Genomic DNA, 24,412 nt, shown 5'->3' with positions numbered 1-24,412 from the left:
TCCGCCCCCCATGTCTGCCGCCCCGCCCCCAGGCCAAGCATCGGCCGGCCTCAACCCGGCCCAGCTCGAAGCCGTCTACCACCTGAGCGGCCCCTGCCTCGTCATTGCCGGCGCGGGCTCGGGCAAGACACGCGTCATCACGACCAAGATCGCGCAGCTGCTGGTGTCCGGTTACCGGCCCAGCCAGATCGCCGCCATCACCTTCACGAACAAGGCCGCACAGGAAATGCGCGAGCGGGCCAAGGCGCTGGTGGGCAACAAGGCGGCCAAGGACCTGGCGATCTCGACCTTCCACTCCCTGGGCGTGCGCCTGCTACGCGAGGAAGGCTCGCGCGTCGGGCTGAAGGAGCAGTTCTCCATCCTCGACAGCGACGACGTGCTGAACGTGTTGAAGGACGCCGGCAATACGACCGACATCAACATGGCGCGTCGCTGGCAGTGGACGATCTCGCTGTGGAAGAACCAGGGCCTGGACGCCGCCCAGGCCGCCCAGGTGGCCAAGGATGAGGACGAGCGCTCGGCCGCCGCCGTCATGGTGCGCTACCAGGAACGCCTGGCCGCCTACCAGGCCGTGGACTTCGACGACCTCATCACGCTGCCCTTGAGGCTGCTGACGAACGACGCCGAGGCCCGCGAGAAGTGGCAGAACAAGCTGCGCTACGTGCTGGTGGACGAATACCAGGACACCAACGCCGTGCAGTACGAGCTGCTGAAGGCGCTGGTGGGCGAGCGCGGCATGTTCACCGCCGTGGGCGATGACGACCAATCCATCTACGGCTGGCGCGGCGCGACCATCGAGAACCTGAAGCGCCTGCCGGTCGACTACCCGAGCCTCAAGGTCATCCCGCTGGAGCAGAACTACCGCTCCACAGGCTCCATCCTGCGAGCGGCCAACAACGTCATTGCCGGCAACCCCAAAATCTTCGAGAAGAAGCTGTGGAGCGAGTACGGCGACGGCGAGCCCATCGCGCTGCTGGAGGCCGACGGCGAGGAGCACGAGGCCGAGCGCGCCGTCGCGCGCATCCAGCAGCTGCGCGCCGACGGCAAGGGGCCGCAGTTCAGGGACTTCGCCATCCTCTATCGCGCCAACCACCAGGCGCGCATCTTCGAGCAGGCCCTGCGCCGCGCGCAGATCCCGTACAAGGTGTCGGGCGGCCAGAGCTTCTTCGACAAGGCCGAGATCAAGGACCTGTGCGCCTGGCTGCGCCTGCTGGTGAACCAGGACGACGACCCGGCCTTCCTGCGCGCCGTGACGACGCCCAAGCGCGGCATCGGCCACACCACGCTCGGGGCGCTGGGCACCTTCTCTGCGCAGTGGAAGTGCAGCATGTTCGAGGCGCTGTTCTCCGAGAGCCTGGCCACCTCGCTAACCAAGCGCGCGCTGGACGGCCTGCACGAGTTCGGCCGCACTGTGAACGAGCTGCAATACAAGGCCAAGCACACCGAGGGTCACACCGCCGCGCATGCGTTGCTGACCGAGTGGCTCAAGGACATTGCCTACGAAGCCCATCTGCTTGACAACGAAGAGAACGAGAAGGTCGCGCAGGCGCGCTGGGGCAATGTGCTGGACTTTGTCGACTGGGTTGCCAAGCGTTGCGGCGGCCAGCAGAGCGAGGAAGGCGGCGTCAGCTTCACCGAACCCAAGCAGAGCGTGCTGGACGTGGCTCAGACCATCAGCGTCATCCTGTCCCTGGCCGAGCGCGGCGAAGACCAGGACCAGGTCACGCTGACCACGCTGCACGCCTCCAAGGGCCTGGAATGGCCCCATGTCGTGCTGGCCGGCGTCAACGAGGGGCTGCTGCCCTTCAAGCGCGAGGAGGCCGAGCTGACGGCCGAGGCGCTGCAGGAGGAACGGCGGCTGATGTACGTGGGCATCACCCGCGCGCGCACGACGCTGGCGGTGTCGACGTTGCGTCGGCGCAAAAAGGGCCGCGACACGGTGGTGGGCATCCCCAGCCGCTTCCTGGCCGAGATGAAGCTGCACGAGGGCAGCACCCGCGAGGATCCGCGCGAGAAGCTCAAGCGCATGCGTGAGGAACTGGCCGCCAAGGCAGCCGCCCGGGCCTCATCAGCCGGTCAAGACTGAATCGCTCATTCGCGGGGGGTCCCCTCAAGCGCGTGAAGTCTTCACATCCCAGCCACGCTACGCTGCGAACAATGCGTTCCAGCCCTTCCTTTTCACGGTGAGCCGCATGAAAGCCCTGGTCCTTGCTGCTGTCCTCGCTGCCTTCACTTCCATCGCCCCGGCCGGTGCCGCGCGTGACGTGCATCCGCAAGCCGTGGTCGACAAAGCGACCGCCACGATGATTGCCGACGCCGGCCGCCTGGGTTCGGCCAGCCTGACGTCGCTGAATGGCAACAACAGCCCCTGGACGCCTGCAAGCCGCCAGTCCGAGGCTGATTTCGACACCCTCACCGCCCAGGTTGACACGGGTACGCTGTTCATCGCCGTCGGCCTGCTGGCCGCGGCGTTGGCGCGCCCGGTCAGCCGTGTGCTGCGCCGCCAGGAGCAGCATCGCCGCGCCGCGGCACTGGCCAGCACCCTGAGCCACGGGCCGCACGCCTGAGGCGCGTGCCCCTGCAGTGAATTGCGTCACAGGCCGCACACTGGCCTGAGGGGGTTGTTTCAGCGGGCGTGAAGTCTGCACCCGGCGCGGAGCGAGCGAGGCCAAAGAATCGCGGTCATTCGCAACGCCTGCCGCCCCCGCCCATGAAGCACACCCTGTCCCTGATCGCCCTGCTCGCCTCGGGTGCCACTGCCTTCGCCGCCCCGGTGCCGGCCGGCAACCTGATCGTCAACGGCGGTTTCGAAAGCACGGTCGTCGCCAACGGCAGCTGGGTCAACGTCGCAACGACGCCGGGCTGGACCTGGCTCGGCGGCTCCGGCACCGGCTTCGAGATCCGCAACAACATCGCTGGCGCCGCGCAGGAAGGCCGCAACTACATCGAGCTGGACACGAACGGCAACACGCTGATCGGCCAGTACCTGGACAACCTGGCGGGCGGCACGCAGTACGACCTGAGCTTCTGGTATTCGCCGCGCGAGTTCCAGGCCGCGTCGACCAACGGCCTGCAGGTGTTCTGGAATGGCCAGCTGGTGGACGCCACGCTGACCGGCCTCGGCGGCAGCGGCAACGACTGGACCCAGCACCAATACCGCCTGACGGCCCAGGCCGGCCGCAACCTGCTGAGCTTTGCCTCCGTCGGCACCAACGACAGCCTGGGCGGCAATCTCGACAACGTCAGCCTGAACCGCATCCCCGAGCCCGGCACGCTGGCGCTGACGCTGGCAGCACTCGCCGGCGTGTTCCTGCTGCCGCGCGGCCTGCGCCGCCAGGCCGAGCTGCGCCGCGCCGCCGCTTTGGCAAGCACGCTGCCGCGTTAAATCGCCAGCGGGTCGACGTCCACGGCCCAGCGCAGCACGGCCTTGTGTTCGCGCTTGAGCGCGATCAGCTCCGGCACCCAGCCGCGCAGGAAGGCCTGCAGCCGCGCTCGCTGCGTGGCCTCCACCAGCATCTGCATGCGCTCCACGTCAGCCACCCGCGCCACCGCATGCGGCACCGGCGGGTACACGAGCACACCCTCGTCATGCGCCAGCTCCGCCGCAGCGTTCAGGAAGGCCTTGGCGGCCTCCACCGTGCGCCCCTCGGCCCGCAGCAGGGCCAGATGCGAAAACGGCGGCAGGCTGGCCGAGCGGCGCTCGTCGAGCTGGGTCTTGGCAAAGCGCACATAGTCGTGCCGCGCCAGCGCCTGGTAGAGCGCGTGCTCGCGATGCCAGGTCTGCACCCACATCTCGGCCGGCGTCTCGCCTGAAGCATCTCGCCCCGCCCGGCCACCGGCCTGCATCAGCAGCGCGAACAGGCGCTCCGGTGCGCGGAAGTCGCTGCTGAACAGCGCACCGTCCGGGTTCACCGCCGCGACGAAGCGAATGCGCCGGAAGTCGTGGCCCTTGGTGATCATCTGCGTGCCGACGAGGATGTCGACGTCGCCGTCGTGCACCGCCTGCAGCTGTGCCTCCAGCTCGCCCTTGCGGCGCGTGGAGTCGGCGTCGATGCGCAGCACGCGCGCGCCGGGCAGCGCCTCGCTCAGCTGCTCTTCCAGCTTCTCCGTGCCTCGCCCGATGGGCGCGATGTCATGGTTGCCACAATTCGGGCAGGCGCTCGGCACGCGCTCGGTGAAACCGCAGTGGTGGCAGCGCAGCGTGCGGTCGCGCTTGTGGAAGACGCGCCACGCGCTGCAATGCGGGCAGTCGCTCTTCCATTGGCATTCGCCGCAGTGCAGCACCGGCGCATAGCCGCGGCGGTTCAGGAAGACGAGGCTTTGCTCGCCGCGGTCCAGGCGCTCCTTCAGCGCGGCCAAGAGTGGCGCCGTGAGCGCGGTCGTCACGCCGGCAGAAGGCGGTAGCGCCTTCATGTCGAAAAGGCGCACCCTGGGCAGGGAGCCACCGCCGATGCGGGCGGCCAGCGTCAATCGCTCATAACGCCCACTTTCAGCGTGCTGCCAGCTTTCCAGTGACGGCGTGGCCGAGCCGAGGACGACAGGAATCTTCAGGTCGTGCGCACGCCAGACGGCCAGGTCGCGCGCCGAGTAGCGGGCCCCATCCTGCTGCTTGTAGGACGGGTCATGCTCCTCGTCGACGACGATCAGCCCCAGCGCCGGCAGCGACGCGAACACGGCCAGCCGCGTACCCAGCACGAGACGCGCGCGGCCGAGGTGGGCGGCCAGCCAGTTCTGCAAGCGCTGGGCCGGCGTCAGCGCGCTGTGCAGCGAGACGATGGCCAGCGGCTGCGGCAGCAGCGCGGCGAAGCGCTCGGTGAAGCGGGCCTCCAGTTGCGGCGTCAGGTTGATCTCGGGCACCAGCACCAGCACCTGGCGGCCGGCGGCCAGCGCGGCCTCGGCGGCGCGCAGATAGACCTCGGTCTTGCCGCTGCCGGTCACGCCGAAGAGCAGCACGGGCTTCGGGCTGGCCGAGTCCATCTGGGCCGCGATGCGCGCGACGGCCTCGGCCTGCTCGGGCGCCAGCTCCGGCTTGACGGGATCGGGCACGGCGACGGCCTTGGCCGCCTTGCGGTCCAGCTTGCGCAGCCGCGCGGCCAGTTGCTCGGGCGACAGCTCGCGCAGTTGCGGCGGCAGCACGGCGCTGGCCAGTTCACCCACGCTGCGCTGGTAATAGCCCGCGGCGAAATCCAGCAATCGGCACCAGTCGACGCCCAGCGGCGTCAGCATGTCGAAAACGGCTGCCACCGGGCGCAGGGCAACCTCGGGCGCCGCGGCTTGCTCGCCCGGCCAGACGACGCCCAGCAACTCGCGCTTGCCCAGCGGCACTCGCACCAGCGAGCCTGATGCGAGCACCTGCTCACTCGCGTAATCAAGCGGACCATTCAAGCCGCTGTGCTGAGGTGCGTCAACGGCGACGCGCACCGTCGTGGGACCTGCTCCGTCAGCCATGTGCAGCTCCGCGCTTCTTGTGAAGCAGTGGCTCAGCAAGTGGCTGCAAGTGCATGATTCTTAAAGGCTCTTGGGTTGCCCACAATTTCTGTGGATAAGTTTGTGAGCAAATCAGCCAGCAAGGACCGATAGAAGGCAAATGACAGCCACATCACCCCAAACTCGCTCCCCGACTCGTTTTGCGTGCCGCCTTGAAAATCAAGCACTTAGCACGGATTCGGGAAAACTCTTAGGTGCGTCGCACCAAATATCGACTTCATCGCTCGCCCCCCAACATTTGGGGATAAGTCAGCGGGCAAGTGCAGATTTGACGACCCAGTCAGAGCCCCGCGCGCAGCTTGCGGGAATGGCTGTGGACCTCGTCGACCAAGGCCGTCACGCTCTCGGGCGGCGTGAACTGGCTGATGCCGTGGCCGAGGTTGAAGACATGGCCGTTGCCTGCGGTGGGCTTGCCGAAACTGTCCAACACCGCGCGGGCCTGGGCGCGCACGGCGTCGGGTGGTGCGAAGAGCACGTTGGGGTCGAGGTTGCCTTGCAACGCAACGCGGTCGCCGACGCGGGCGCGCGCGGCTCGCAAGTTCATCGTCCAGTCCAGGCCCACGACGTCGGCGCCAGCATCGGCGATCTCGTCCAGCCACAGCCCACCGCCCTTGGTGAACAAGAGGCGCGGGATGCGCACGCCGTCATGCTCGGTCTTCACCTGCGCCAGCACCTGGCGCGAATAGGCCAGGCTGAACTGCTGGAAGGCGCCGTCGGCCAGCACGCCGCCCCAGGAGTCGAACAGCATGACGGCCTGGGCACCAGCTTCAATCTGTGCATTCAGATAGGCCGCCACGGCGCGGGCGTTGACGTCCAGGATGCGGTGCATCAGGTCCGGGCGGGCATACATCAGGCTCTTGACGAGGCGGTAGTCGTCTGAGCCACCGCCCTCGACCATGTAGCAGGCCAGCGTCCAGGGGCTGCCCGAGAAGCCGATCAGCGGCACGCGGCCATTCAGGGCCTTGCGAATCGACGTGGCCGCGTCGAACACATAGCGCAGCTTGTCCATGTCCGGCACTTCCAGCGCCGCCACGGCCGCCTCGTCGCGCACTTGCCTCGCGAACTTCGGGCCCTCGCCCTGCTGGAAGCTCAGGCCCAGGCCCATCGCGTCGGGCACGGTCAGGATGTCGCTGAACAGGATGGCCGCGTCCAGCGGGTAGCGCTCCAGCGGCTGAAGCGTCACTTCGGTCGCGTAGTCGCGGTTGGTGGCCAGGCCCATAAAGCTGCCGGCCTTCTCGCGCGTGGCGCGGTACTCGGGCAGGTAGCGGCCGGCCTGGCGCATCAGCCAGATGGGCGTGTGTTCGGTGGGCTGGCGCAGGCAGGCGCGCAGGAAGGTGTCGTTTTGCAGGGGGGCGAACATCGCCGGATTATCGGCGGCGCCCCCGCACCGCCAGCTGATTCAGAGCAAGCCGAGGCTCTGCCGCCCCACCCAGCTCTCGCCGGCCTGCAACTCGACCGGGCGGCCGACGCTCGCCGCTTCCACGCAGAGCATCTCGCTCCAGCCTTCGGGCGGCATGTCCGCCAGCTTGGCACAGCGCTCGGGGCCGGGGTTCCAGATCACCGCATCGTCGAAGCCCTGCTGCCGGATGACGACCTGGCGTCGGTCCTCGGCCACCAGCAGCGGGCGCTCCTTCACACCGAAGTAGATGCGGTCCAGGTCGAGCACGCCCTTCTCGCCGGTCAGCAGCAGGTCCATGCGCTGCAGCGCCTCGGCCTGCTTGATGCTGTCGAAGTAGCGCAGGCCGGCCAGGCCCTCGACGCTGACCGCGTCCAGGTCCGCCACACGCAGATAGGTGTGCAGGGCCGCGGTGAACTGCAGCGGCGTATCACCGAGGTTCTCGCAGGCCAGCTCGATGTCGAGCGCACGGCCGCCCACACGCACGCTCAGCTCCAGCTCGAAGGCATGGGGCCAGAGGCGGCGTGTCTCGTCGTTGTCACGCAGGCGAAGGACCGCCAGCGCGTCGTCCTTGCCCTGCTCCTGGCTGACCAGCTCCCACGGCCGCGTGCGCGCAAAGCCGTGCTTGGGCAGCGGGCCGCGCTCAGAGAACTGCGGGAAGCACACCGGCACGCCACCACGGATGGCCTTGCCGGGCACGAACTCACTGCGTGGGGACAGGTAGAGCTGCTCGGGCGCACCAGCGGGCTTCCAGGACAGCACATGGCCGCCATCGAGGCTCACCGTCACATTTGCGCCGTCAGGGGCGATGAGCTCGAATGACATGATCAGGGCTTTCCGTAGTTGGGTGAGCGCGGGCCGTAAAGCAGCCCGTTCGGTCGGCCGGCGGCCAGCAAGCGCTGGCTGGCGATACCGGCCATCGGGTGGCTTCTGTCCGTGGAAGCCGAGATGATCTGGTCGATCACCGCCTTCACGAGCAGGCCGATCAGCCCGCCTTGGCTGTTGTTTTGCTGCTCGGCACTGGATGCGCTGGCACTGCCTTCCCACAACAGTTGGCCGCTGCGCAGGTCCACCAGCTTGGCCTCCAGCGTCACGGCCGTTTCGCTGTTGAGGACCTTGTAGACCGAACCGTAGCGCGAAACCTTCACATAGAGGCCCGCGTCCGCACCGAAGATCTCGCGCAGCTTGGCTGCGGGGATCTGCTGCGCGTCGTCGGGCGTGTGCATGCCGTTGCCCTTGAGCGTCTCGTCGACGAGGGCCACGGGCAGCACGTAGTAGCCCGACTCGGCCAGCGGCTGCGTCATCTGCGCCATCACACTCGACGTCGCCTGCACCTCGGGTGTGCCATTGATGGGCGGCAGCACGAGGATGGAGGCCGGCTTGGCCTCCCTGTAGGCCGTGTAGTCATAGGGCTTGGGCGGCGTGGCGCAGCCTTGCAGCACGAGCAGCGCGGCAGAGCCGGCTGCCGCCGTGGCGATGCGGCGCACGGACTGAAGTACAGCAATCATTGTTCTCTCCCTCAAGTCTTGGGCTGGCTGGCTGCCGCGGCGGGGGCGCCGGCAGAGCTGCTGGCCGCATCTTTCTTTGTCGTCTTCAGCAGGAAGTCCACATAGGTCGCCGATTCCGGGAACTGCGCCCGCTCGGCCTCCAGGTGGCGCCTGGCGGCCACGTCGTCACCCATCTTGGAGTAGAGCAGCGCGAGATGAGCGCGCATGCCGGGGGGAGTGGCCATGCCCGAGGCCTGGTTCTTCTCGATTTGGGCCTCAAGCGCGGAGATCTGTGCGCCGGGCTCGCTGCCGTTGGACTTCAGATGCTGGTAGACGGCGGGCTGATAGCCAGCCCACTGGTACAGCGGCTTGGAGCCGGGCTGGTGGGCACAGCCGGCGAGGGCCAGCGAAACCATGAGTGCCAGCGATTTCACGGCCGACCTCACCGGGCAGGCTTCCATGCGCCGCTGTCGATGCCGGCGGTGAGCGCATTGACGGCTTCGCGGATGGCGAGGTCCAGCACCTTGCCGTTCAGCGTGGCGTCGTAGCTGGCCGTGCTGCCAAAGCCCAGCACCTCGCGCTCGGACAGGCTGTATTCGCCGGCGCCCTGCACCGAATAGACAACCTCGGACGTGGCCGGGTTGACGATGTTCAGCGTGACCTTGGCATAGGCCACCTGCGACTTGCCGCGGCCCAGCAGGCCGAAGAGCTGCTTGTCGCCGACGTCCTTGCGGCCGAACTCGCTGACCGCGCCGGTCACGAGATAGTCGGCGCCCTTGATGGTCTGTGCGACGCCCTTGTACTGGGCTTCCAGCTTGGACTCTTCGAAGTTGTCGCGGTCCAGCACGCTGAAGCGGTTGGTCTGTTGCAGGTGCGAGACCAGGATGGTCTTGCTCTGGCCGCCGAGGCGATCAATGCCGTCCGAGAAGATGCCGCGCTGGTAATTGCTGCGGTTGTCGAACTTGCCGACGGCGATCGGCGCGCGGGCGCCTTGGTAGGCTGGCGCCGTTGCGGCGGCAACCTTGGGCACTTCGAGCGAGCGCGATTGCTCGGTCGTGGCGCAGCCGGTCAGGGCAATGGTCAACGCGACGGCAGTCAGACCACACGCCGATGTTTTCAGACTTTTCATGTGCTCTCCCTATTCAAAAGCGGCGGGAGTTTAACGACCGCTGCGGTGACCCAAGCCTTCGATTCCGCTCAGCCTAAGAAGTCCGCCTGCAACAAGAGAAAGTCGTCGCCCATGCGGGCGGATTCCGCCGGCCGGCGCATCTGCGCAAAGGCCTGATCCGGTGCGCTGCCGCTGGTGGGCGGCAGGCAGGCGAGCAGGGCTTCGAAGTCGTCCAGCTGCAGGCAACGCCCGCTGCGGTCCGTGAACTCGAAGGTGCCCTTGTTGAAGATGTGCAGGCGGCTGCCAGGCGGCACTGTCAGGCTGTCTTCGACGAACTCCGTGCCAGGCAACAGGCCGACGGGCGGGTTGAGCGCGTCCAGGCGCAGCATCTCGCCATCCGGCACACGCAGCAGCGCGGCGTGCTGGCCGGCGCAGGCGTGGCTGAGGTGGCGCGTTGCGGGGTCATACACGGCGGCCCAGGCGGTGAAGAAAAGGCCGACGTGGGCGCCTTGCCGCCACCGCTCATGGAGTTGCTGGAACAGCTGGGCGGCGCCCGCGGGATCGCCGACGTCCTGCAACTCCTGCAGCACGCGGGCGGCGTGGCGGGCGACGTGCTCGCTCGGGCCGCAGACGTCGATGAGGATCAGCGCGACGCGATCCTGGGCCAGCGGCAGCACGGCGAAGCCGGCGCCCCGAGGCGGCTCGGCGGGGCGGTAGCACCAGTCGGTGCGGACAGGCCCCTTGCTCAGCGGCGCGGGCAGCCAGGCGGCGACCGTCTGGGCGCGCTCTGCGTCGGCGTAGACAGCGCGGACCAGCCTCTCCGGCGACAGGAAATCATGGCGGAACAGGTGCTGGCCCAAGGCCAGCGTGCTGCCCGGCGCAAGATAAGCGCTGCCGTTGATGCGGTGGCCGTTGATGAAGCTACCGTTGGTGGACTTGAGGTCGGTGACCTTGAGAGCCGGCCGGCCGGCTTCGACCTGGACGCGGCAATGCAGGGCCGAAACCTGCAACTCGGGCAGCACGAGGTCTGCGGCCGTGCGGCGGCCGATCACGAGCGGCTTGCTGTCCAGCTCGATACGGCGCCCGGGCTGCTGCCCTTCGAGCACAAGCAGGCTGTGGCGCCATTCGCCGAGCACACTCCCCCCAGAAGTACCGAACGCGGCCGGGGCCGCGCTCGAGGGAGGAGTGCCGAGCGGTTGCTCGTCCATCGCTGTTCGCGACGCCGCGCCTTACTTCTTGCGGAACTTGCGCAGCGCCGCGATCTGGGCTGCCATCGCGGCGAATTCGCTCTGGGCCGCTGCGAAGTCGATGTCGCTCTTGGCGTTCTTCTTCGCTTCCTCGGCGCGCTTCATGGCCTCGGAGGCCTTGGCTTCGTCGAGGTCCTTGCCGCGGATGGCGGTGTCGGCCAGCACGGTCACGCGGTTCGGCTGCACCTCGAGGATGCCGCCGGCGACGAAGACGAACTCTTCGGTGCCATCAGGGCGCTCGATGCGCACGGCGCCCGGCTTGATGCGGGTGATCAGCGGCGTGTGCTTCGGCAGGATGCCGAGCTCGCCACTTTCGCCCGGCAGGGCGACGAACTTGGCCTCGCCGGAGAAGATCTGCTCTTCGGCGGAGACCACGTCGACGTGGAGGGTTGCCATGTTCAATCTTCCTTAGCGAATCAAAGTTGAAGAAGGTTCTGCGAGAGACGGGGTGCGCGGGGCACCCCCGTCAATCTCACTGAATCTTCTTGGCCTTCTCAAACGCCTCATCAATGGTGCCGACCATGTAGAAGGCCTGCTCCGGCAGGTGGTCGCACTCGCCGGCCACGATCATCTTGAAGCCGCGGATGGTTTCCTTCAGCGGCACGTACTTGCCGGGCGAGCCGGTGAAGACTTCGGCGACGTGGAAAGGCTGCGACAGGAAGCGCTGGATCTTGCGGGCGCGGGCGACCGACAGCTTGTCTTCCGGCGACAGTTCGTCCATGCCCAGGATGGCGATGATGTCGCGCAGTTCCTTGTAGCGCTGCAGCACCTGCTGCACGGCACGGGTCGTCGAGTAGTGCTCTTCGCCGACGACGTTCGGGTCGATCTGGCGGCTGGTCGAGTCCAGCGGGTCCACGGCGGGGTAGATACCCAGCGAGGCGATGTCACGCGACAGCACGACGGTGGCGTCCAAGTGGGCGAAGGTCGTGGCAGGCGACGGGTCGGTCAAGTCATCCGCAGGGACGTAGACGGCCTGGATGGACGTGATCGAGCCGACCTTGGTCGACGTGATGCGCTCTTGCAGGCGGCCCATTTCCTCGGCCAGCGTCGGCTGGTAGCCCACAGCGGAAGGCATGCGGCCCAGCAGTGCGGACACTTCCGTGCCGGCCAGCGTGTAGCGGTAGATGTTGTCCACGAAGAACAGCACGTCCTTGCCTTCGTCGCGGAACGACTCGGCGATGGTCAGGCCGGTCAGGGCGACGCGCAGACGGTTGCCCGGGGGCTCGTTCATCTGGCCGTAGACCATGGCGACCTTGGAGTCTTCCAGCTTGTCCTGGACCACGACGCCGGAGTCCGACATCTCGTGATAGAAGTCGTTGCCTTCACGGGTGCGCTCACCCACGCCGGCGAACACGGACAAGCCGCTGTGCGCCTTGGCGATGTTGTTGATGAGCTCCATCATGTTCACGGTCTTGCCGACGCCGGCGCCACCGAACAGACCCACCTTGCCGCCCTTGGCGAACGGGCAGATCAAGTCGATCACCTTGATGCCGGTTTCCAGCAAGTCCTGCGACGGGCTCAGCTCGTCGTAGGCCGGGGCCTTGCGGTGGATGGAGGCGGTCAGCTCGGAAGAGACCGGGCCGCGCTCGTCGATGGGGTTGCCCAGCACGTCCATGATGCGGCCGAGCGTCGCCTTGCCGACCGGCACCTGGATGGTGTCGCCGGTGTTGAAGACTTCGGTGCCGCGGCGCAGGCCGTCGGAGGAGCCGAGAGCAATGGTACGGACGACGCCGTCGCCCAGCTGCTGCTGGACTTCCAGCGTCAGGGCCGAGCCCTCCATCTTCAGCGCGTCGTACACCTTGGGCATACGGTCGCGCGGGAACTCCACGTCCACGACGGCGCCGATGCACTGAACGATCTTGCCGACTGCTTGAGTGTTAGCCATTTTTGCGTTCCTTCAATTCAATTCTTTGCGTGCCGAATCGACTCAACCGACCGCGGCTGCGCCGCTGACGATCTCGGACAACTCTTTGGTGATCGCGGCCTGGCGGGTCTTGTTGTAGACCAGCTTCAGCTCACCGATCAGCGTGCCGGCGTTGTCGGTCGCTGCCTTCATGGCCACCATGCGGGCAGACTGCTCGCTGGCCATGTTCTCGGCCACGGCCTGGTAGACCTGGGCTTCGGTGTAGCGAACCAGCAGCTCGTCGATGACGGTGGCGGCATCAGGCTCGTAGATGTAGTCCCACGAGTGCGCCGGCTTGCCGGTCGAATCGGCAGTGGCCATGTCGCTCGCCTTGAGCGGCAGGAGCTGCTGGACCACCACCTCTTGCTTGATCGCGTTGATGAAGCGCGTGTAGCAGAGGTAGACAGCCGAGAGCTTGCCTTCAGCGTAGGCGTCGAGCAGTACCTTGACCGGGCCGATCAAGGCATCGACATGGGGCTGATCACCCAGCTGAGTGGCATGAGCCACCACCTTGGCGCCGATGCGGTTCATGAAGCCCAAGCCCTTGCCACCAATGGCAACGACTTCAGCCTTCTGGCCGACAGACTCCAGCTCCTTGAGCTTGGCCGTGGCCGCGCGCAGCAGATTGGTGTTGAGGCCGCCGCACAGACCCTTGTCCGTCGTGACGACCACCATGCCCGCCGTCTTGGCCTGCTCGTTCTTGACGAGGAAGGGGTGACGGTACTCGGGGTTGGCCTTGGCGAGTTGAGCAGCGATGTTGCCGATCTTCTCGCTGTAGGGACGAGCCGCACGCATCCGCTCCTGCGCCTTGCGCATCTTGGATGCGGCGACCATCTCCATCGCCTTGGTGATCTTCTTGGTGTTCTCGACCGACTTGATCTTGCCGCGGATTTCTTTGCTTGAAGCCATTCGAACTCCTAGTCAGTGCGGGGCTAAGTTGAGGCTCAGCCCCACGTGTTCCGTGGCTTAAGCGAAGGACTTCTTGAAGGAAGTGATCGCGGCGTTCAGCTCAGCTTCCGCATCCTTGTCCATCGCCTTGTCGTTTTCGAGCTTGGCGAGGAGGGCGGCGTGGCTGGTCTTCAGGTACTGGTGCAGGCCGTGTTCGAAGGCCAGGACCTTCTTCACTTCGAGGCTGTCCATGAAGCCCTTGTTGGCGGCGTACAGCGACGCGCCCATCAGCGAGATGGACAGCGGCGAGTACTGGGCCTGCTTGAGCAGTTCCGTCACGCGGGCGCCGCGGTCCAGCTGCTTGCGGGTGGCTTCGTCCAGGTCGGAAGCGAACTGCGCGAACGCGGCCAGCTCACGGTACTGCGCCAAGTCGGTACGGATACCGCCGGACAGCGACTTGATCAGCTTGGTCTGTGCAGCACCACCGACGCGCGACACCGAGATACCGGCGTTGATGGCGGGGCGGATACCGGCGTTGAACAGGCTGGTTTCCAGGAAGATCTGGCCGTCGGTGATCGAGATCACGTTGGTCGGCACGAAGGCGGACACGTCGCCAGCTTGAGTCTCGATGATCGGCAGGGCCGTCAGCGAACCGGTCTTGCCCTTGACTTCACCCTTGGTGAAGGCTTCGACGTAGTCGGCGTTCACACGGGCGGCGCGCTCCAGCAGACGGCTGTGGAGATAGAACACGTCGCCAGGGTAGGCTTCGCGGCCCGGCGGGCGGCGCAGCAGCAGCGAGACTTGGCGGTAGGCAACGGCTTGCTTGGACAGGTCGTCGTAAATGATCAGCGCGTCTTGGCCGCGGTCGCGGAAGTACTCGCCCATCGTGCAGCCGGAGTAGGCCGACACGTACTGCATGGCGGCGGATTCCGAAGCCGAGGCAGCCACGACGATGGTGTATTCCATCGCGCCGGCTTGCTCCAGCGAGCGCACCACGTTCTTGATCGACGACGCCTTCTGGCCGATGGCGACGTAGACGCAGGTCATGTTCTGACCCTTCTGGTTGATGATCGCGTCGATGGCGACGGCGGTCTTGCCCGTCTGACGGTCACCAATGATCAGTTCGCGCTGGCCGCGGCCGACGGGAACCATCGAGTCGATCGACTTCAGGCCGGTCTGCACCGGCTGGTCCACGCTCTTACGGGCGATCACGCCCGGGGCGACCTTCTCGATGACGTCGGTCATCTTGGCGTTGATCGGGCCCTTGCCGTCGATAGGCTCGCCCAGCGCGTTGACGACGCGGCCAATCAGCTCGGGGCCGACCGGGACTTCCAGGATGCGGCCCGTGCACTTCACGGTGTCGCCTTCCGAGATGTGCTCGTAGGCACCCAGAATCACGGCGCCGACGGAGTCGCGCTCGAGGTTCAGGGCCAGACCGAAGGTCTGCGAGCCGTCAGCGGCGACCGGGAATTCGAGCATTTCGCCCTGCATCACATCGGACAGGCCGTGGACGCGGACGATGCCGTCGGAAACGGACACGACGGTGCCCTGGTTGCGGATGTCCGAGCCAACACCAAGACCCTCGATGCGGCTCTTGATCAGTTCGGAAATTTCAGCGGGATTGAGTTGCATGCTGGGTCTCCAGTACCCGGAGCGACCAAACCATTGCCATGAGGCGGGTCAGTCGCAGGGTGAATCGATGGGATGTCTTGGGTGGCTCAGGCAGCCGTCAGGCAGTCAGGGCGACCTTCATGCGCTCAAGGCGGGCCTTGACGGAGGTGTCCAGCACCTCGTCGCCGACCACCACGCGCACGCCGCCAATCAGCGCCGGCTCGATCTGCACATGCGCGTCGAGCTTGCGGCCGAAGCGCTGTTCCAGCGTCGTCTTCAGCTCAGCCAGTTGGGCGTCGCTGATTTCGTAGGCGCTGTAGATGTGCGCGTCGGACACGCCGGAAGCCGCATTGGCCAGCACGTGGTACTGGGCAACGACTTCGGGCAGCGCCGCGAGGCGGCCGTTCTCGATCACGGCGCGCAGAAAATTCTGCACGCCTTGGGTTAGGTCCTGCTTGGCGGCGGCGGTAATGACCGCGAGCACCTGCTCGGACTGAGCCTTGGGGTGATCGGCGAACTGGCGCAGATCGGCGTCCTGCGCCACCTGGGCCAGCGCGTCGAGCTGACGGCCCCAGGCGGCCAGATCTTGCGACTTGGCGACTTGGAACAGCGCTTCCGCGTAGGGGCGGGCGATGGTGGCGATCTCGGCCATTTACAGCTCCGTCTTCAGGCGAGCCAGCAGATCGGCGTGAACGCCGGCGTTGACTTCCTTGTGCAGGATCTGCTCGGCGCCCTTGACGGCCAGCGCAGCCACCTGCTCGCGCAGGACTTCGCGAGCGCGGGAGACCTGCTGCTCGGCGTCGGCCTTGGCGGCGGCCAGGATCTTGGCGCCTTCTTCCTCGGCGCGGCCCTTGGCGGCGTCGACGATGGCAGCGGCGCGCTTCTCGGCATCCGAGATCAGCTTGCCGGATTCGGCCTTGGTCTGAGCCAGTTCCTTGGCGATCTGCGCCTCGGCGCCGGCCAGTTCGGCCTTGGCCTTGTCGGCGGCGGACAGGCCAGCGGCGATCTTCGCGGCACGCTCGTCGAGCGCCTTGATGATCGGCGGCCACACATACTTCATCGTGAACCCGACCAGGATCAGGAACACGATCATCTGAACGATGAGCGACGCGTTAATAAACACCTTGGTGCCTCACAAAGTTTCGAGTGCGGAAACCGCCGGGGCAACCGTGGCCACGGCGGGTCGACAACTTCGAATTACTTGGCGCCAGCGGCCAGGGCGGTCGCGATCTGACCCAGGAACGGGTTGGCGGTGGCGAACCACAGGGCGATACCGGTGCCGATGATGAAGGCCGCGTCGATCAGGCCGGCCAGCAGGAACATCTTGGTCTGCAGTTCGTTCATCAGCTCGGGCTGACGAGCGGCGGACTCAAGGTACTTGCTGCCCATGATGCCGATACCGATACAAGCACCGAAGGCGCCCAGACCAATGATCAGACCAGCGGCGAGAGCAACAAAGCTAATGACTTCCACGATGACTCCTTAGAGAGATTAGAGAGAAAGGGTTGAGGGAAAACTGCTTGGGGAAAAACTGGTGACGACTGATGCGTGATCAGTGCGCGTCGTGGGCTTGGCCGATGTAGACCAGCGTCAACATCATGAACACGAAGGCTTGCAGCGTGATGATCAGGATGTGGAAGATCGCCCACACCGAGCCCGCGATGATGTGGCCGATGGCCAGGCCGACGCCTGTGGCCGACAAGCTCCAGGCACCACCCATCAGGGCGATCAGCATGAAGATCAGTTCGCCGGCGTACATGTTGCCGAACAGCCGCATGCCGTGGGACACGGTCTTGGCGACGAACTCGATCATCTGCATCAGGAAGTTGACCGGGTACAGGTAGACCTTGTCACCGAACGGTGCCGCGACGAGCTCGTGAGCCCAGCCGCCCGCACCCTTCATCTTCACGTTGTAGATCAGGCAGGTGATCAGCACGCCCAGGGACAGGCCCATGGTCATGGACAGGTCGGCGGTCGGGACGCTGCGCAGCTTGGCGTGATGGTCACCGGTGACGGCTTGCCAGATCACCGGCAGCAGGTCGACGGGCAGCAAGTCCATCGCGTTCATCAGGAAGATCCAGACGAAGACGGTCAGGGCCAACGGCGCGACCAGCTTGCGGCTGTTGGCGTTGTGGACGATGCCCTTGGCCTGATCGGCAACGATCTCGACCAGGATTTCGACCGCGGCTTGAAAACGGCCGGGAACGCCCGACGTAGCGACCTTCGCGGCGCGCCACAGCAGGAAACAACCCACCAAACCCAGCAGGACGCTGAAGAAGATGGAGTCGAGATTGACTACGGAGAAATCGACGATGCCCTTCTGGGCGCCGTTCTGCGCATGCTGCAAGTGGTGAATGATGTATTCACCGGCGCTCGGGGCGGCTGTTTCGTGGCCTTCTGCTGCCATGTTTCGTTCTGCCTCGTCAGTTCTATCGGCGGCCGCGCCACGCGAGCGCCAGCCAGTTCACTTTGATGCACACCGCGAGGGTGACCAGCAGGGCTGGCCAGCTCAGGCCCGGCACCACCTTTGGCGCCAGCACCAGCATCGCGATCGATGCACCGATTTTCAAAAATTCCCAACCCATGAATCCCGCGACCGCACCGGCCGCTGAACTCACGCGCTTCGTCATGCCCCGCGCCAGCAGCATGTTTGGCAACACCACCGCCGCGACGCCGTAGAGCGCCGAAGCCATGGCCACGCCGGATGCCGTCCATAGCCGGATCACGGCCACGCACAGCAAGCCCGCCACCAGCTGCATCCCCAGCACACGCCAGGGCGACAGCATCGGCAACGCGGACTTCAGCGCCGCCGCCTGCTCCGGGTTCAGCGCCTTGACGGGCGGCTCCTCGTTGTCGTCGTCCCAGCCGCCGGCCGTCGAAACAGCGGGGGGCCAGGTCTTTCGGGGGCCGTTCTCGGTCATGGCGCCAGATCCTGGGGTGGGCGGTCAACCCCATGAAACTGCCAGGGGCTGATTGCACCGGGATGACGCCTGAACGCCACCCCACAAAGCCCCTCATTATATGTGACGAGTTACACCGGGGTAAACCTGCCCCAGCCACACGGCATTCAGGCCCGTGTCAGCGTCGCAGGCAAACCCGGCACATCGACACGCAGTTGCAGCACCGCGCCGGCCAGCGGCTGGCGCTCAAGTTCGTCGGCCGGACGCTTCTCGCGCGCGGTGGTGATGAAGAGGGTGCGCAGGTCGGCGCCGCCGAAGGTGGGCATGGTCGGGCAGGCGACCGGCAAGTCGACGCGCTGCAAGACTTCGCCGGTGGGCGCGAGGCGCAGCAGGCAGCCGCCCTCGAACATGGCGGCCCAGTAGCAACCCTCGGCATCCATCACTGCGCCGTCAGGGCGTCCGCCATAGGCCTCGTTGGGCGTGCGCGGCTTGAACTCGGCGAAGACCCTTGGCGCGGACAGCGCACCGGTCGCCGCGTCGAAGTCGGCGACGTAGATGCGATGCGCCTTGGTATCCGACCAATGCACGCGCCGGCCGTCGGGACTCCAGGCCAGGCCGTTGGAGGTTGTCAGGCCGGGCACCTGGACCGAGAAGGTCTGGCCATCGAAGCGGTAGAGCGCTGCCTCCGGTTCGCGGGCATCCGAGATGCTGCCGATCCAGAGCCGCCCCGCCGGGTCGACCTTGCCGTCGTTGAAGCGCAGGCGTGCAGCGTCGTAGGGCGGTGCGCTGACCAGTTGCTGTGCGCCGCTCGCCGGGTCCAGCGCCCACAGCCCATCGCGTCGCGCGACGAGGAGGCCGCCGCCAGCGCGTGCTGCGATGCAGCCAGGCTCGGCATCCTGGGGCCAGACATCGGGCGCGTCGGCGCCGTCGCGCCACCTCAAGACCTGGCGGCCCGGGATGTCGACGGCGTAGAGCTGTTGTTCAGTGGGATGCCAGAGCGGCGATTCGCCGAGCAGGCAGCGGTGGGAGCCGAGGGCTTGGATGTCTTGGGAAGCCATCCCGCCACTCTAGGCGGTTATCCGAAGTAACTCGGCCGGAAGGCGCCGAGCTCGGCCTTCAGATAGTGGGCGCCGGGAAGCGGGTTGAAATAGAACGGCGGCACCTCGACGAAGCCCAGGCTCTCGTAGAGGCCCCGGGCAGCTTCCATGTCGTCCAGCGTGTCGAGCAGCATGGACGAGTAGCCGGCCTCGGTCGCACGGTCCATCAGCGCCTGGGCCAGGATACGACCCAGGCCGAAGCGGCGAAAAGCCGGGCGCACGAACAGTCGCTTCATCTCGCAGGCGTTCGGGTAGTCGGCGTCGGGCAACGGCCGGAAGGCACCGCTGCCGGCAATAGCGCCGTCCACCGTGGCCAACAGCATCAGGCCACCGGGCGGCGCGTAGGCGCCGGGCAATGCGGCCAGCTCCTCCTCGAAACCCTGGAAGTCGAGGTCCACGTCAAGACTGTTGGCGTAGTCGCGCAGCACGAGGCGCGCCTCCTGCCAGTCCGCGGGGGACTCGGGTGTGATGAGCTTGATGTCGGGGCCGACCATAGGCGCTGCAGTTTAGCCAGCGAAACCCAGCACGACCCGGCGGGTCTTGGCTGATTTCTTTTGGTGATCACTCACGTTCGCTGCGCTCACATGAGTGCTCCCCGAAGAAGAGCGCTTCAAGCTGCGCTTGACTGGGCAAAGCCCAGCACGACCCGGCGGGTCTTGGCGCTCTTCTTCTCAATCTTGGTGACAACAACTGCGCCGATCTCCGCGGTGTTCGAGACATGCGTGCCGCCACACGGCTGCAGATCCACACCCTCCACCTCAAGCACCCGCACGCGGCCCAGCCCGCGCGGCGGCTGCACACTCATCGAGCGGACCAGGCCCGGATTCGCGTCGAGCTCGTCCTCGCTGATCCAGCGATGGCTGACCGGATGCGCCTCGGCAACCAGGCGGGTCAGGCCGGCTTGAATCGCCTCCTTGTCGAACGGCTCGTCGGTGTGAAAGTCCAGCCGCGCATAGGTCTCGGTGATGGAGCAGCCGTCGACCGGATAAGGCAGCAGCGCGCACAGCAGATGCGTGGCCGTGTGAAAGCGCCGATGAGCCTGGCGACGAGCGGCATCAACCTCGACGATCACCGCCGTGCCGGCAGCCGGCGGCTCACCCTCGATCATGTGCAGGATGGCGCCGGGCTGCTCCTTGCTCTTGCGCGTGTCGGTGATGCGCCAGCGCTGCTCACCCTGGACCAGCCAGCCGGTGTCGCCGGCCTGGCCGCCACCCAGCGGGTAGCAGACCGTGCGGTCCAGCGTGACGCCGCCCTCCCCTTGCCCCACCACGGTGGCATCACACCGCAGCAGCGTCGCGTCTTCGCGGAACAGTTCTTCCGTCATCACAACCTCACCTGACCATCGATCAGCGTCGTCACGTCGCCGCCAATCCAGACGACGTCGCCCTCGCGCTGCACATGAACACGGCCGGCGCGGCCGAGCGCCGTGCCTTGCGCGACGACATAGGACGGTGGCGCGATGCCCGCGCCGATGAGCCACTGGGCCAGGCCAGCGTTCAGGCTGCCGGTGACGGGGTCTTCCGGCACGCCATCCGACGAGATGAAGGCCCGCACCTCGAACTGCGGCCCGTCCGCGCGCGGCGCCACGGCGCCGACCTTGTGCGGGCCGACAACACCCAGCTCCAGCCCGCCCAGGCGCGACCAGTCCGGCCGCAGCGCCAGCACCTGCTCGGCCGAGGCGAGCATCACGGCGCACCATCCGGGGCCGTTGTCCACCCACTGGTGGGCGACGATGTCCTCGGGCGATAGGCCCAGCCCGGCGCGGATCTGGCTCAGCTTGTCTTCATCCAGCGGGCCGGTGCGCAACAGCGGTGGTGCGGCGAAGGCCAGGCGGTTGCCGTCGCGGCGCACGTTCACGAGGCCGACGCCGCATTGCTGCACGACGGCCTCGCCCCTGGGCCGGCCGCCCGCCGCCAGCCAGGCATGGCAGCTGCCCAGCGTCGGGTGGCCGGCGAAGGGCAATTCACGCACCGTCGTGAAGATGCGCACGCGGTAGTCGGCCGCCGGGTCCGTGGGCGGCAGCAGGAAGGTGGTTTCGCTGAGGTTGGTCCAGTTCGCGAAGGCCTGCATCTCGGCGTCGCTCAACCCCTCGCCATCCACGACGACGGCCAGTGGGTTGCCCTTCAAGGGAACGGCGGTGAAGACATCGACTTGGGCGAAACGGCGCAGTTCAGTCATCAGCGGGAGGCGTTGCAGTCAGGTAGAGCCCCGGCCGCACGATCTCCATGCCGCGGTCCGGCTCCGCCAGGGGCTTGAAGCCATGGCGGACGTAGAGCGGATGGGCGTCTCGCGTGAACAGCATGAAGCGGCGCAAGCATTGCAGGTCCGGATGGGCGAGCAGCGATTGAACCATCCAATCGGCCAGGCCCTGGCCTCTGTGGGCTTCGAGCACGTAGACGTCGCACAGATAGCCAAACGTCGTGCGGTCGGTGACGACGCGCGCGAAGCCGACCTGCCCCTGGCCATCGGCATGCAGCGCAATGCACAGCGAGTGCTGGACAGAGCGCTGCACGGTGGCGAGCGGGATGCCCTCGCACCAGTAGGCACGCGTCAGGAAGGCGTGGGCTGCGACGACGTCGATGTCGGCCGCGTCGAAGCTCAGCCGGTAGCCGGCGCGCTGCACGCTCAGTGGCCGCCGCCGAGGTAGGCGGCCTGCACGGCGGGGTCGTCGCGCAGCTTGGCGGCCGGCCCATGCACGGCGATGCGGCCGTTCTCCAGTACGTAGCCGTAGTCGGCCACCTTCAGCGCCGCGGCGGCGAACTGCTCGACCAGCAACATGGTCACGCCGCGCGCCTTGAGGCTTTCGATGATGCGAAAGACTTCCTCGACGAGGATGGGCGCCAGCCCCATGGACGGCTCGTCCAGCAGCACGACCTCGGGGTTCAGCATGACCGCCCGCGCCATGGCCAGCATCTGCTGCTCGCCGCCGGACAAGGTGCCGGCCAGCTGCATGCGGCGTTCCTTCAGGCGCGGGAAAAGCTCCAGCGCGCGCTCCAGGTCGCCGGCGATGTCGCCCTTGGGGCGCTCGCCGGTGTAGCGCGGGAAGGCCCCCAGGCGCAGGTTGTCGGTCACCGTCATCGTCGCGAAGACGCGCCGGCCTTCGGGCGAATGCGCCAGGCCGCGGCGGGCGATGTGATAACTCTCCAGGCCGTCGATGCGGCGCTCGTTCAACGTGATCTCGCCGCCGCTGGGTTTGATCATGCCGCTGACGGCACGCATGGTCGTCGTCTTGCCGGCGCCGTTGGAGCCGATCAGCGTGACGACCTGGCCCTTGGGCACCTCCAGCGAGATGCCGTGCAGGACCTGGACCTTGCCGTAGCCGGCGCTGAGGTTCTTGATGGTCAGCATGTTCAGGCCCCTCCGCCCAGGTAGGCCTCGATGACCTTTTCGTCGGCCTGCACTTCGGCGGGCAGGCCCTCGGCGATCTTCTGGCCGAAGTCCAGCACCGAGACGCGGTCGCACAGGCTCATGACGACGTCCATGTGATGCTCGATGAGGATGACCGTGACGCCGGCGTCGCGGATCTTGCGGATGATCTCCAGCAGCTCCTTGATGTCGGGCGCGGTCAGGCCGGCGGCGGGCTCATCCAACAGCAGCAGCTGCGGGTCCAGCGCCAGCGCGCGGGCGATCTCCAGCAGGCGTTGCTTGCCGTAGGGCAGGTTGCGCGCCTCCTCGCTGGCAAGCTCGCCCAGGCCGACGAAGTCCAGCAGCGCATGCGCGCGGCCGCGCTGCTCGCGGTCCTCGCGCAGATAGCGCGGCAGGTGCAGGGCCACGTCGATCAGGTTGCTCTTGAAGCTGTGGTGCAGCCCCACCAGCACGTTCTGCAGCGCCGTCATCTCGCCGAAGAGCTGCACGTTCTGGAAGGTGCGCGCGATGCCGGACAACGCGATGTCCGACGAGGTGCGGCCGTTGACCGTGCGGCCGGCGAACACCACCGTGCCGGCTGTCGGCTGGTAGATGCCGGTCAGCACGTTCATCATCGTGCTCTTGCCCGAGCCGTTGGGGCCGATCAGGCCGTGGATGCTGCCGCGCTGGACGACGAGATCGACGTTGTTCAGCGCCTTCAGGCCGCCGAACTGCATCAGCACGCTGCTGGCCTTGAGCAGCTCGGCCTCGCCCTGGGCGGAAGCGCGGGTCAGGGCTGCGGCCGGCGTGAGGCCGTCCTCGCGCTCGACCTTGGCCTTCAGGTTCAGCGCGTTGCGCACGAACCCGACGATGCCATCCTGCAGGTAGTAGACGACGAACAGCGTGATCACGCCGAAGATGGACAAGCGCCAGTCGGTCATGGTCTCGAGCTTGAACGACACGGCTGCCAGCACGATGCTGCCGACGACGGGGATGGCCGCACCCTGCGGCGTCAGCTTGCCGCGCTTGACGCCCACCACGACCGACACCGCCACGATCACCGCCAGGATGACGGCGCCGGTGCGGAACATCTGCAGGTCGTCCAGCAGCTTGGGCAGCATGACGATGATGGCCGCGCCGAGCAGTGCGCCGGTGCGCGTCTTGCGGCCGCCCATGATGACGGCCAGCAGGAACATCACCGTCAGCTCGAAGTTGTAGGTGTTGGGGCTGATGTACTGCTCGGAGTAGGCGTACAGCGAACCCGCCAGGCCGGCCAGGGCCGCCGAGATGACGAAGGCGTAGACCTTGTAGCGGTACACCGACACGCCCATGCAGTCCGACGCGACCGGGCTGCCGCGCAGCGCCTCGAAGGCGCGGCCCAGCTGAGAGCGCAGCACGCGGTGCACGAAGATCAGCGACGCGACGAGCAGGGCCAGCACCAGCCAGTAGAACTCGGTCTCGTCCAGCGCGTGGCCGAACAGCTTCGGCTTGGTCAGCGTGATGCCCATCGGGCCTTCGGTGAGGAAGGTCATCTCGTTGATGAGGATCTGGATGATGGTGCCGAAGGCCAGCGTCACCATCGCGAGGTAAGGCCCCGTCACGCGCAGCGCCGGCAGGGCCAGCATTGCGCCGAACACCGCGGTGACCGCGATGGCGGCCGGCAGGGTTGCGTAGACCGGAGCGTCCAGCTTCAGGATGAGCACGCCGGCGGTGTACGCGCCGATGCCGAACAGCCCCGCGTGGCCCAGCGACACCTGGCCGGTATAGCCGACGACGATGTCCAGGCCGAACAGCACGATCGCGTAGATCATGATGGTCTCGACCAGGTGGATGTAGTACGGGTTGCCGGAGGCGAGGGGGAAGGCGGCGACCGCAGCGATCGCCGCGGCGCCTAGAACGAGTTTCTTGAGGTTCACTTTTTTAGCCTGTTGAGGACAGAGCTA

The 24,412-nt window shown here is 66.8% G+C and carries 26 protein-coding genes; 3 read left to right on the top strand and 23 right to left on the bottom strand.

The window, feature by feature from the left end; all coding sequences use genetic code 11:
* Window positions 1-10 precede the first annotated feature (10 nt).
* The 3 genes from AC07V5_RS06975 to AC07V5_RS06965 all read left to right on the top strand — a co-directional run bounded on the left by AC07V5_RS06975 (window position 11) and on the right by AC07V5_RS06965 (window position 3,385).
* Entirely contained in the window at window positions 11-2,086 is a 2,076-nt protein-coding gene (locus AC07V5_RS06975) for an ATP-dependent helicase (protein WP_495114907.1), read from the top strand.
* Window positions 2,087-2,192: 106 nt separating this feature from the next.
* Window positions 2,193-2,567, top strand: a complete 375-nt coding sequence (locus AC07V5_RS06970; RefSeq protein WP_495114906.1) for a hypothetical protein — start codon at window positions 2,193-2,195, stop codon at window positions 2,565-2,567.
* Between the two features lie 143 nt (window positions 2,568-2,710).
* Entirely contained in the window at window positions 2,711-3,385 is a 675-nt protein-coding gene (locus tag AC07V5_RS06965) for an FxDxF family PEP-CTERM protein (protein ID WP_495114905.1), read from the top strand.
* Here the strand turns inward: AC07V5_RS06965 and AC07V5_RS06960 are convergent.
* The 23 genes from AC07V5_RS06960 to AC07V5_RS06850 form a co-directional block, all read right to left on the bottom strand.
* Window positions 3,382-5,448, bottom strand: a complete 2,067-nt coding sequence (locus tag AC07V5_RS06960; RefSeq protein ID WP_495114904.1) for a primosomal protein N' — start codon at window positions 5,446-5,448, stop codon at window positions 3,382-3,384. The genes AC07V5_RS06965 and AC07V5_RS06960 overlap by 4 nt on opposite strands.
* A gap of 319 nt (window positions 5,449-5,767) precedes the next feature.
* Window positions 5,768-6,847, bottom strand: coding sequence for a uroporphyrinogen decarboxylase (gene hemE / locus AC07V5_RS06955; protein ID WP_495114903.1), 1,080 nt, complete (start codon window positions 6,845-6,847; stop codon window positions 5,768-5,770).
* 39 nt (window positions 6,848-6,886) lie between these two features.
* Window positions 6,887-7,708 (bottom strand): D-hexose-6-phosphate mutarotase, encoded by an 822-nt coding sequence (locus AC07V5_RS06950; RefSeq protein ID WP_495114902.1) that lies wholly within the window; start codon window positions 7,706-7,708, stop codon window positions 6,887-6,889.
* A gap of 2 nt (window positions 7,709-7,710) precedes the next feature.
* A complete protein-coding gene (locus AC07V5_RS06945; RefSeq protein WP_495114901.1) occupies window positions 7,711-8,391 on the bottom strand; it encodes a DUF799 domain-containing protein in 681 nt (226 codons plus the stop codon).
* 11 nt (window positions 8,392-8,402) lie between these two features.
* A complete protein-coding gene (locus tag AC07V5_RS06940; protein WP_495114900.1) occupies window positions 8,403-8,804 on the bottom strand; it encodes a DUF4810 domain-containing protein in 402 nt (133 codons plus the stop codon).
* Between the two features lie 8 nt (window positions 8,805-8,812).
* Complete coding sequence (locus AC07V5_RS06935) at window positions 8,813-9,499, bottom strand: CsgG/HfaB family protein (protein ID WP_495114899.1); 687 nt, start codon at window positions 9,497-9,499, stop codon at window positions 8,813-8,815.
* 68 nt (window positions 9,500-9,567) lie between these two features.
* Window positions 9,568-10,614 (bottom strand): SpoIIE family protein phosphatase, encoded by a 1,047-nt coding sequence (locus AC07V5_RS06930; protein ID WP_495114898.1) that lies wholly within the window; start codon window positions 10,612-10,614, stop codon window positions 9,568-9,570.
* Between the two features lie 93 nt (window positions 10,615-10,707).
* Window positions 10,708-11,121 (bottom strand): F0F1 ATP synthase subunit epsilon, encoded by a 414-nt coding sequence (locus AC07V5_RS06925; protein ID WP_495114897.1) that lies wholly within the window; start codon window positions 11,119-11,121, stop codon window positions 10,708-10,710.
* 76 nt (window positions 11,122-11,197) lie between these two features.
* A complete protein-coding gene (atpD, locus tag AC07V5_RS06920) occupies window positions 11,198-12,610 on the bottom strand; it encodes a F0F1 ATP synthase subunit beta (protein WP_495114896.1) in 1,413 nt (470 codons plus the stop codon).
* Between the two features lie 42 nt (window positions 12,611-12,652).
* Entirely contained in the window at window positions 12,653-13,537 is an 885-nt protein-coding gene (gene atpG, locus AC07V5_RS06915; RefSeq protein ID WP_495114895.1) for a F0F1 ATP synthase subunit gamma, read from the bottom strand.
* Window positions 13,538-13,594: 57 nt separating this feature from the next.
* Window positions 13,595-15,148 carry a F0F1 ATP synthase subunit alpha gene (atpA, locus tag AC07V5_RS06910; protein ID WP_495114894.1) on the bottom strand — a complete coding sequence of 518 codons (1,554 nt, stop codon included), beginning with the start codon at window positions 15,146-15,148 and terminating at the stop codon, window positions 13,595-13,597.
* 97 nt (window positions 15,149-15,245) lie between these two features.
* Window positions 15,246-15,779, bottom strand: a complete 534-nt coding sequence (locus AC07V5_RS06905; protein WP_495114893.1) for a F0F1 ATP synthase subunit delta — start codon at window positions 15,777-15,779, stop codon at window positions 15,246-15,248.
* Entirely contained in the window at window positions 15,780-16,250 is a 471-nt protein-coding gene (locus AC07V5_RS06900) for a F0F1 ATP synthase subunit B (protein ID WP_495114892.1), read from the bottom strand.
* 74 nt (window positions 16,251-16,324) lie between these two features.
* Window positions 16,325-16,600: a F0F1 ATP synthase subunit C gene (gene atpE / locus AC07V5_RS06895; RefSeq protein WP_056205553.1), complete on the bottom strand. Its 276-nt coding sequence runs from the start codon at window positions 16,598-16,600 to the stop codon at window positions 16,325-16,327.
* Window positions 16,601-16,679: 79 nt separating this feature from the next.
* Complete coding sequence (atpB, locus tag AC07V5_RS06890) at window positions 16,680-17,534, bottom strand: F0F1 ATP synthase subunit A (RefSeq protein WP_495114891.1); 855 nt, start codon at window positions 17,532-17,534, stop codon at window positions 16,680-16,682.
* Between the two features lie 22 nt (window positions 17,535-17,556).
* On the bottom strand, window positions 17,557-18,048 hold the full coding sequence (locus tag AC07V5_RS06885; protein ID WP_495114890.1) for an ATP synthase subunit I: 492 nt from the start codon (window positions 18,046-18,048) through the stop codon (window positions 17,557-17,559).
* A 146-nt stretch (window positions 18,049-18,194) separates the two neighbouring features.
* Window positions 18,195-19,085: an SMP-30/gluconolactonase/LRE family protein gene (locus AC07V5_RS06880; protein ID WP_495114889.1), complete on the bottom strand. Its 891-nt coding sequence runs from the start codon at window positions 19,083-19,085 to the stop codon at window positions 18,195-18,197.
* Between the two features lie 17 nt (window positions 19,086-19,102).
* Window positions 19,103-19,618 (bottom strand): GNAT family N-acetyltransferase, encoded by a 516-nt coding sequence (locus tag AC07V5_RS06875; RefSeq protein ID WP_495114888.1) that lies wholly within the window; start codon window positions 19,616-19,618, stop codon window positions 19,103-19,105.
* Window positions 19,619-19,734: 116 nt separating this feature from the next.
* On the bottom strand, window positions 19,735-20,451 hold the full coding sequence (locus AC07V5_RS06870; protein WP_495114887.1) for an alanyl-tRNA editing protein: 717 nt from the start codon (window positions 20,449-20,451) through the stop codon (window positions 19,735-19,737).
* Window positions 20,448-21,302 (bottom strand): PhzF family phenazine biosynthesis protein, encoded by an 855-nt coding sequence (locus AC07V5_RS06865; protein ID WP_495114886.1) that lies wholly within the window; start codon window positions 21,300-21,302, stop codon window positions 20,448-20,450. Before AC07V5_RS06865 ends, AC07V5_RS06870 begins: the two co-directional genes overlap by 4 nt.
* A complete protein-coding gene (locus AC07V5_RS06860; protein ID WP_495114885.1) occupies window positions 21,295-21,747 on the bottom strand; it encodes a GNAT family N-acetyltransferase in 453 nt (150 codons plus the stop codon). Before AC07V5_RS06860 ends, AC07V5_RS06865 begins: the two co-directional genes overlap by 8 nt.
* 2 nt (window positions 21,748-21,749) lie before the next feature.
* The gene (locus AC07V5_RS06855; protein ID WP_495114884.1) at window positions 21,750-22,472 is read right to left on the bottom strand and encodes an ABC transporter ATP-binding protein; all 723 of its coding nucleotides are present in this window, start codon (window positions 22,470-22,472) and stop codon (window positions 21,750-21,752) included.
* Window positions 22,473-22,474: 2 nt separating this feature from the next.
* A complete protein-coding gene (locus tag AC07V5_RS06850; protein ID WP_495114883.1) occupies window positions 22,475-24,385 on the bottom strand; it encodes a branched-chain amino acid ABC transporter ATP-binding protein/permease in 1,911 nt (636 codons plus the stop codon).
* Between the last annotated feature and the right edge of the window lie 27 nt (window positions 24,386-24,412).

The sequence above is a fragment of the Roseateles sp. GW821-FHT02E12 genome, assembly GCF_059421665.1.
This window is presented reverse-complemented; position numbering and strand designations above follow the sequence as displayed.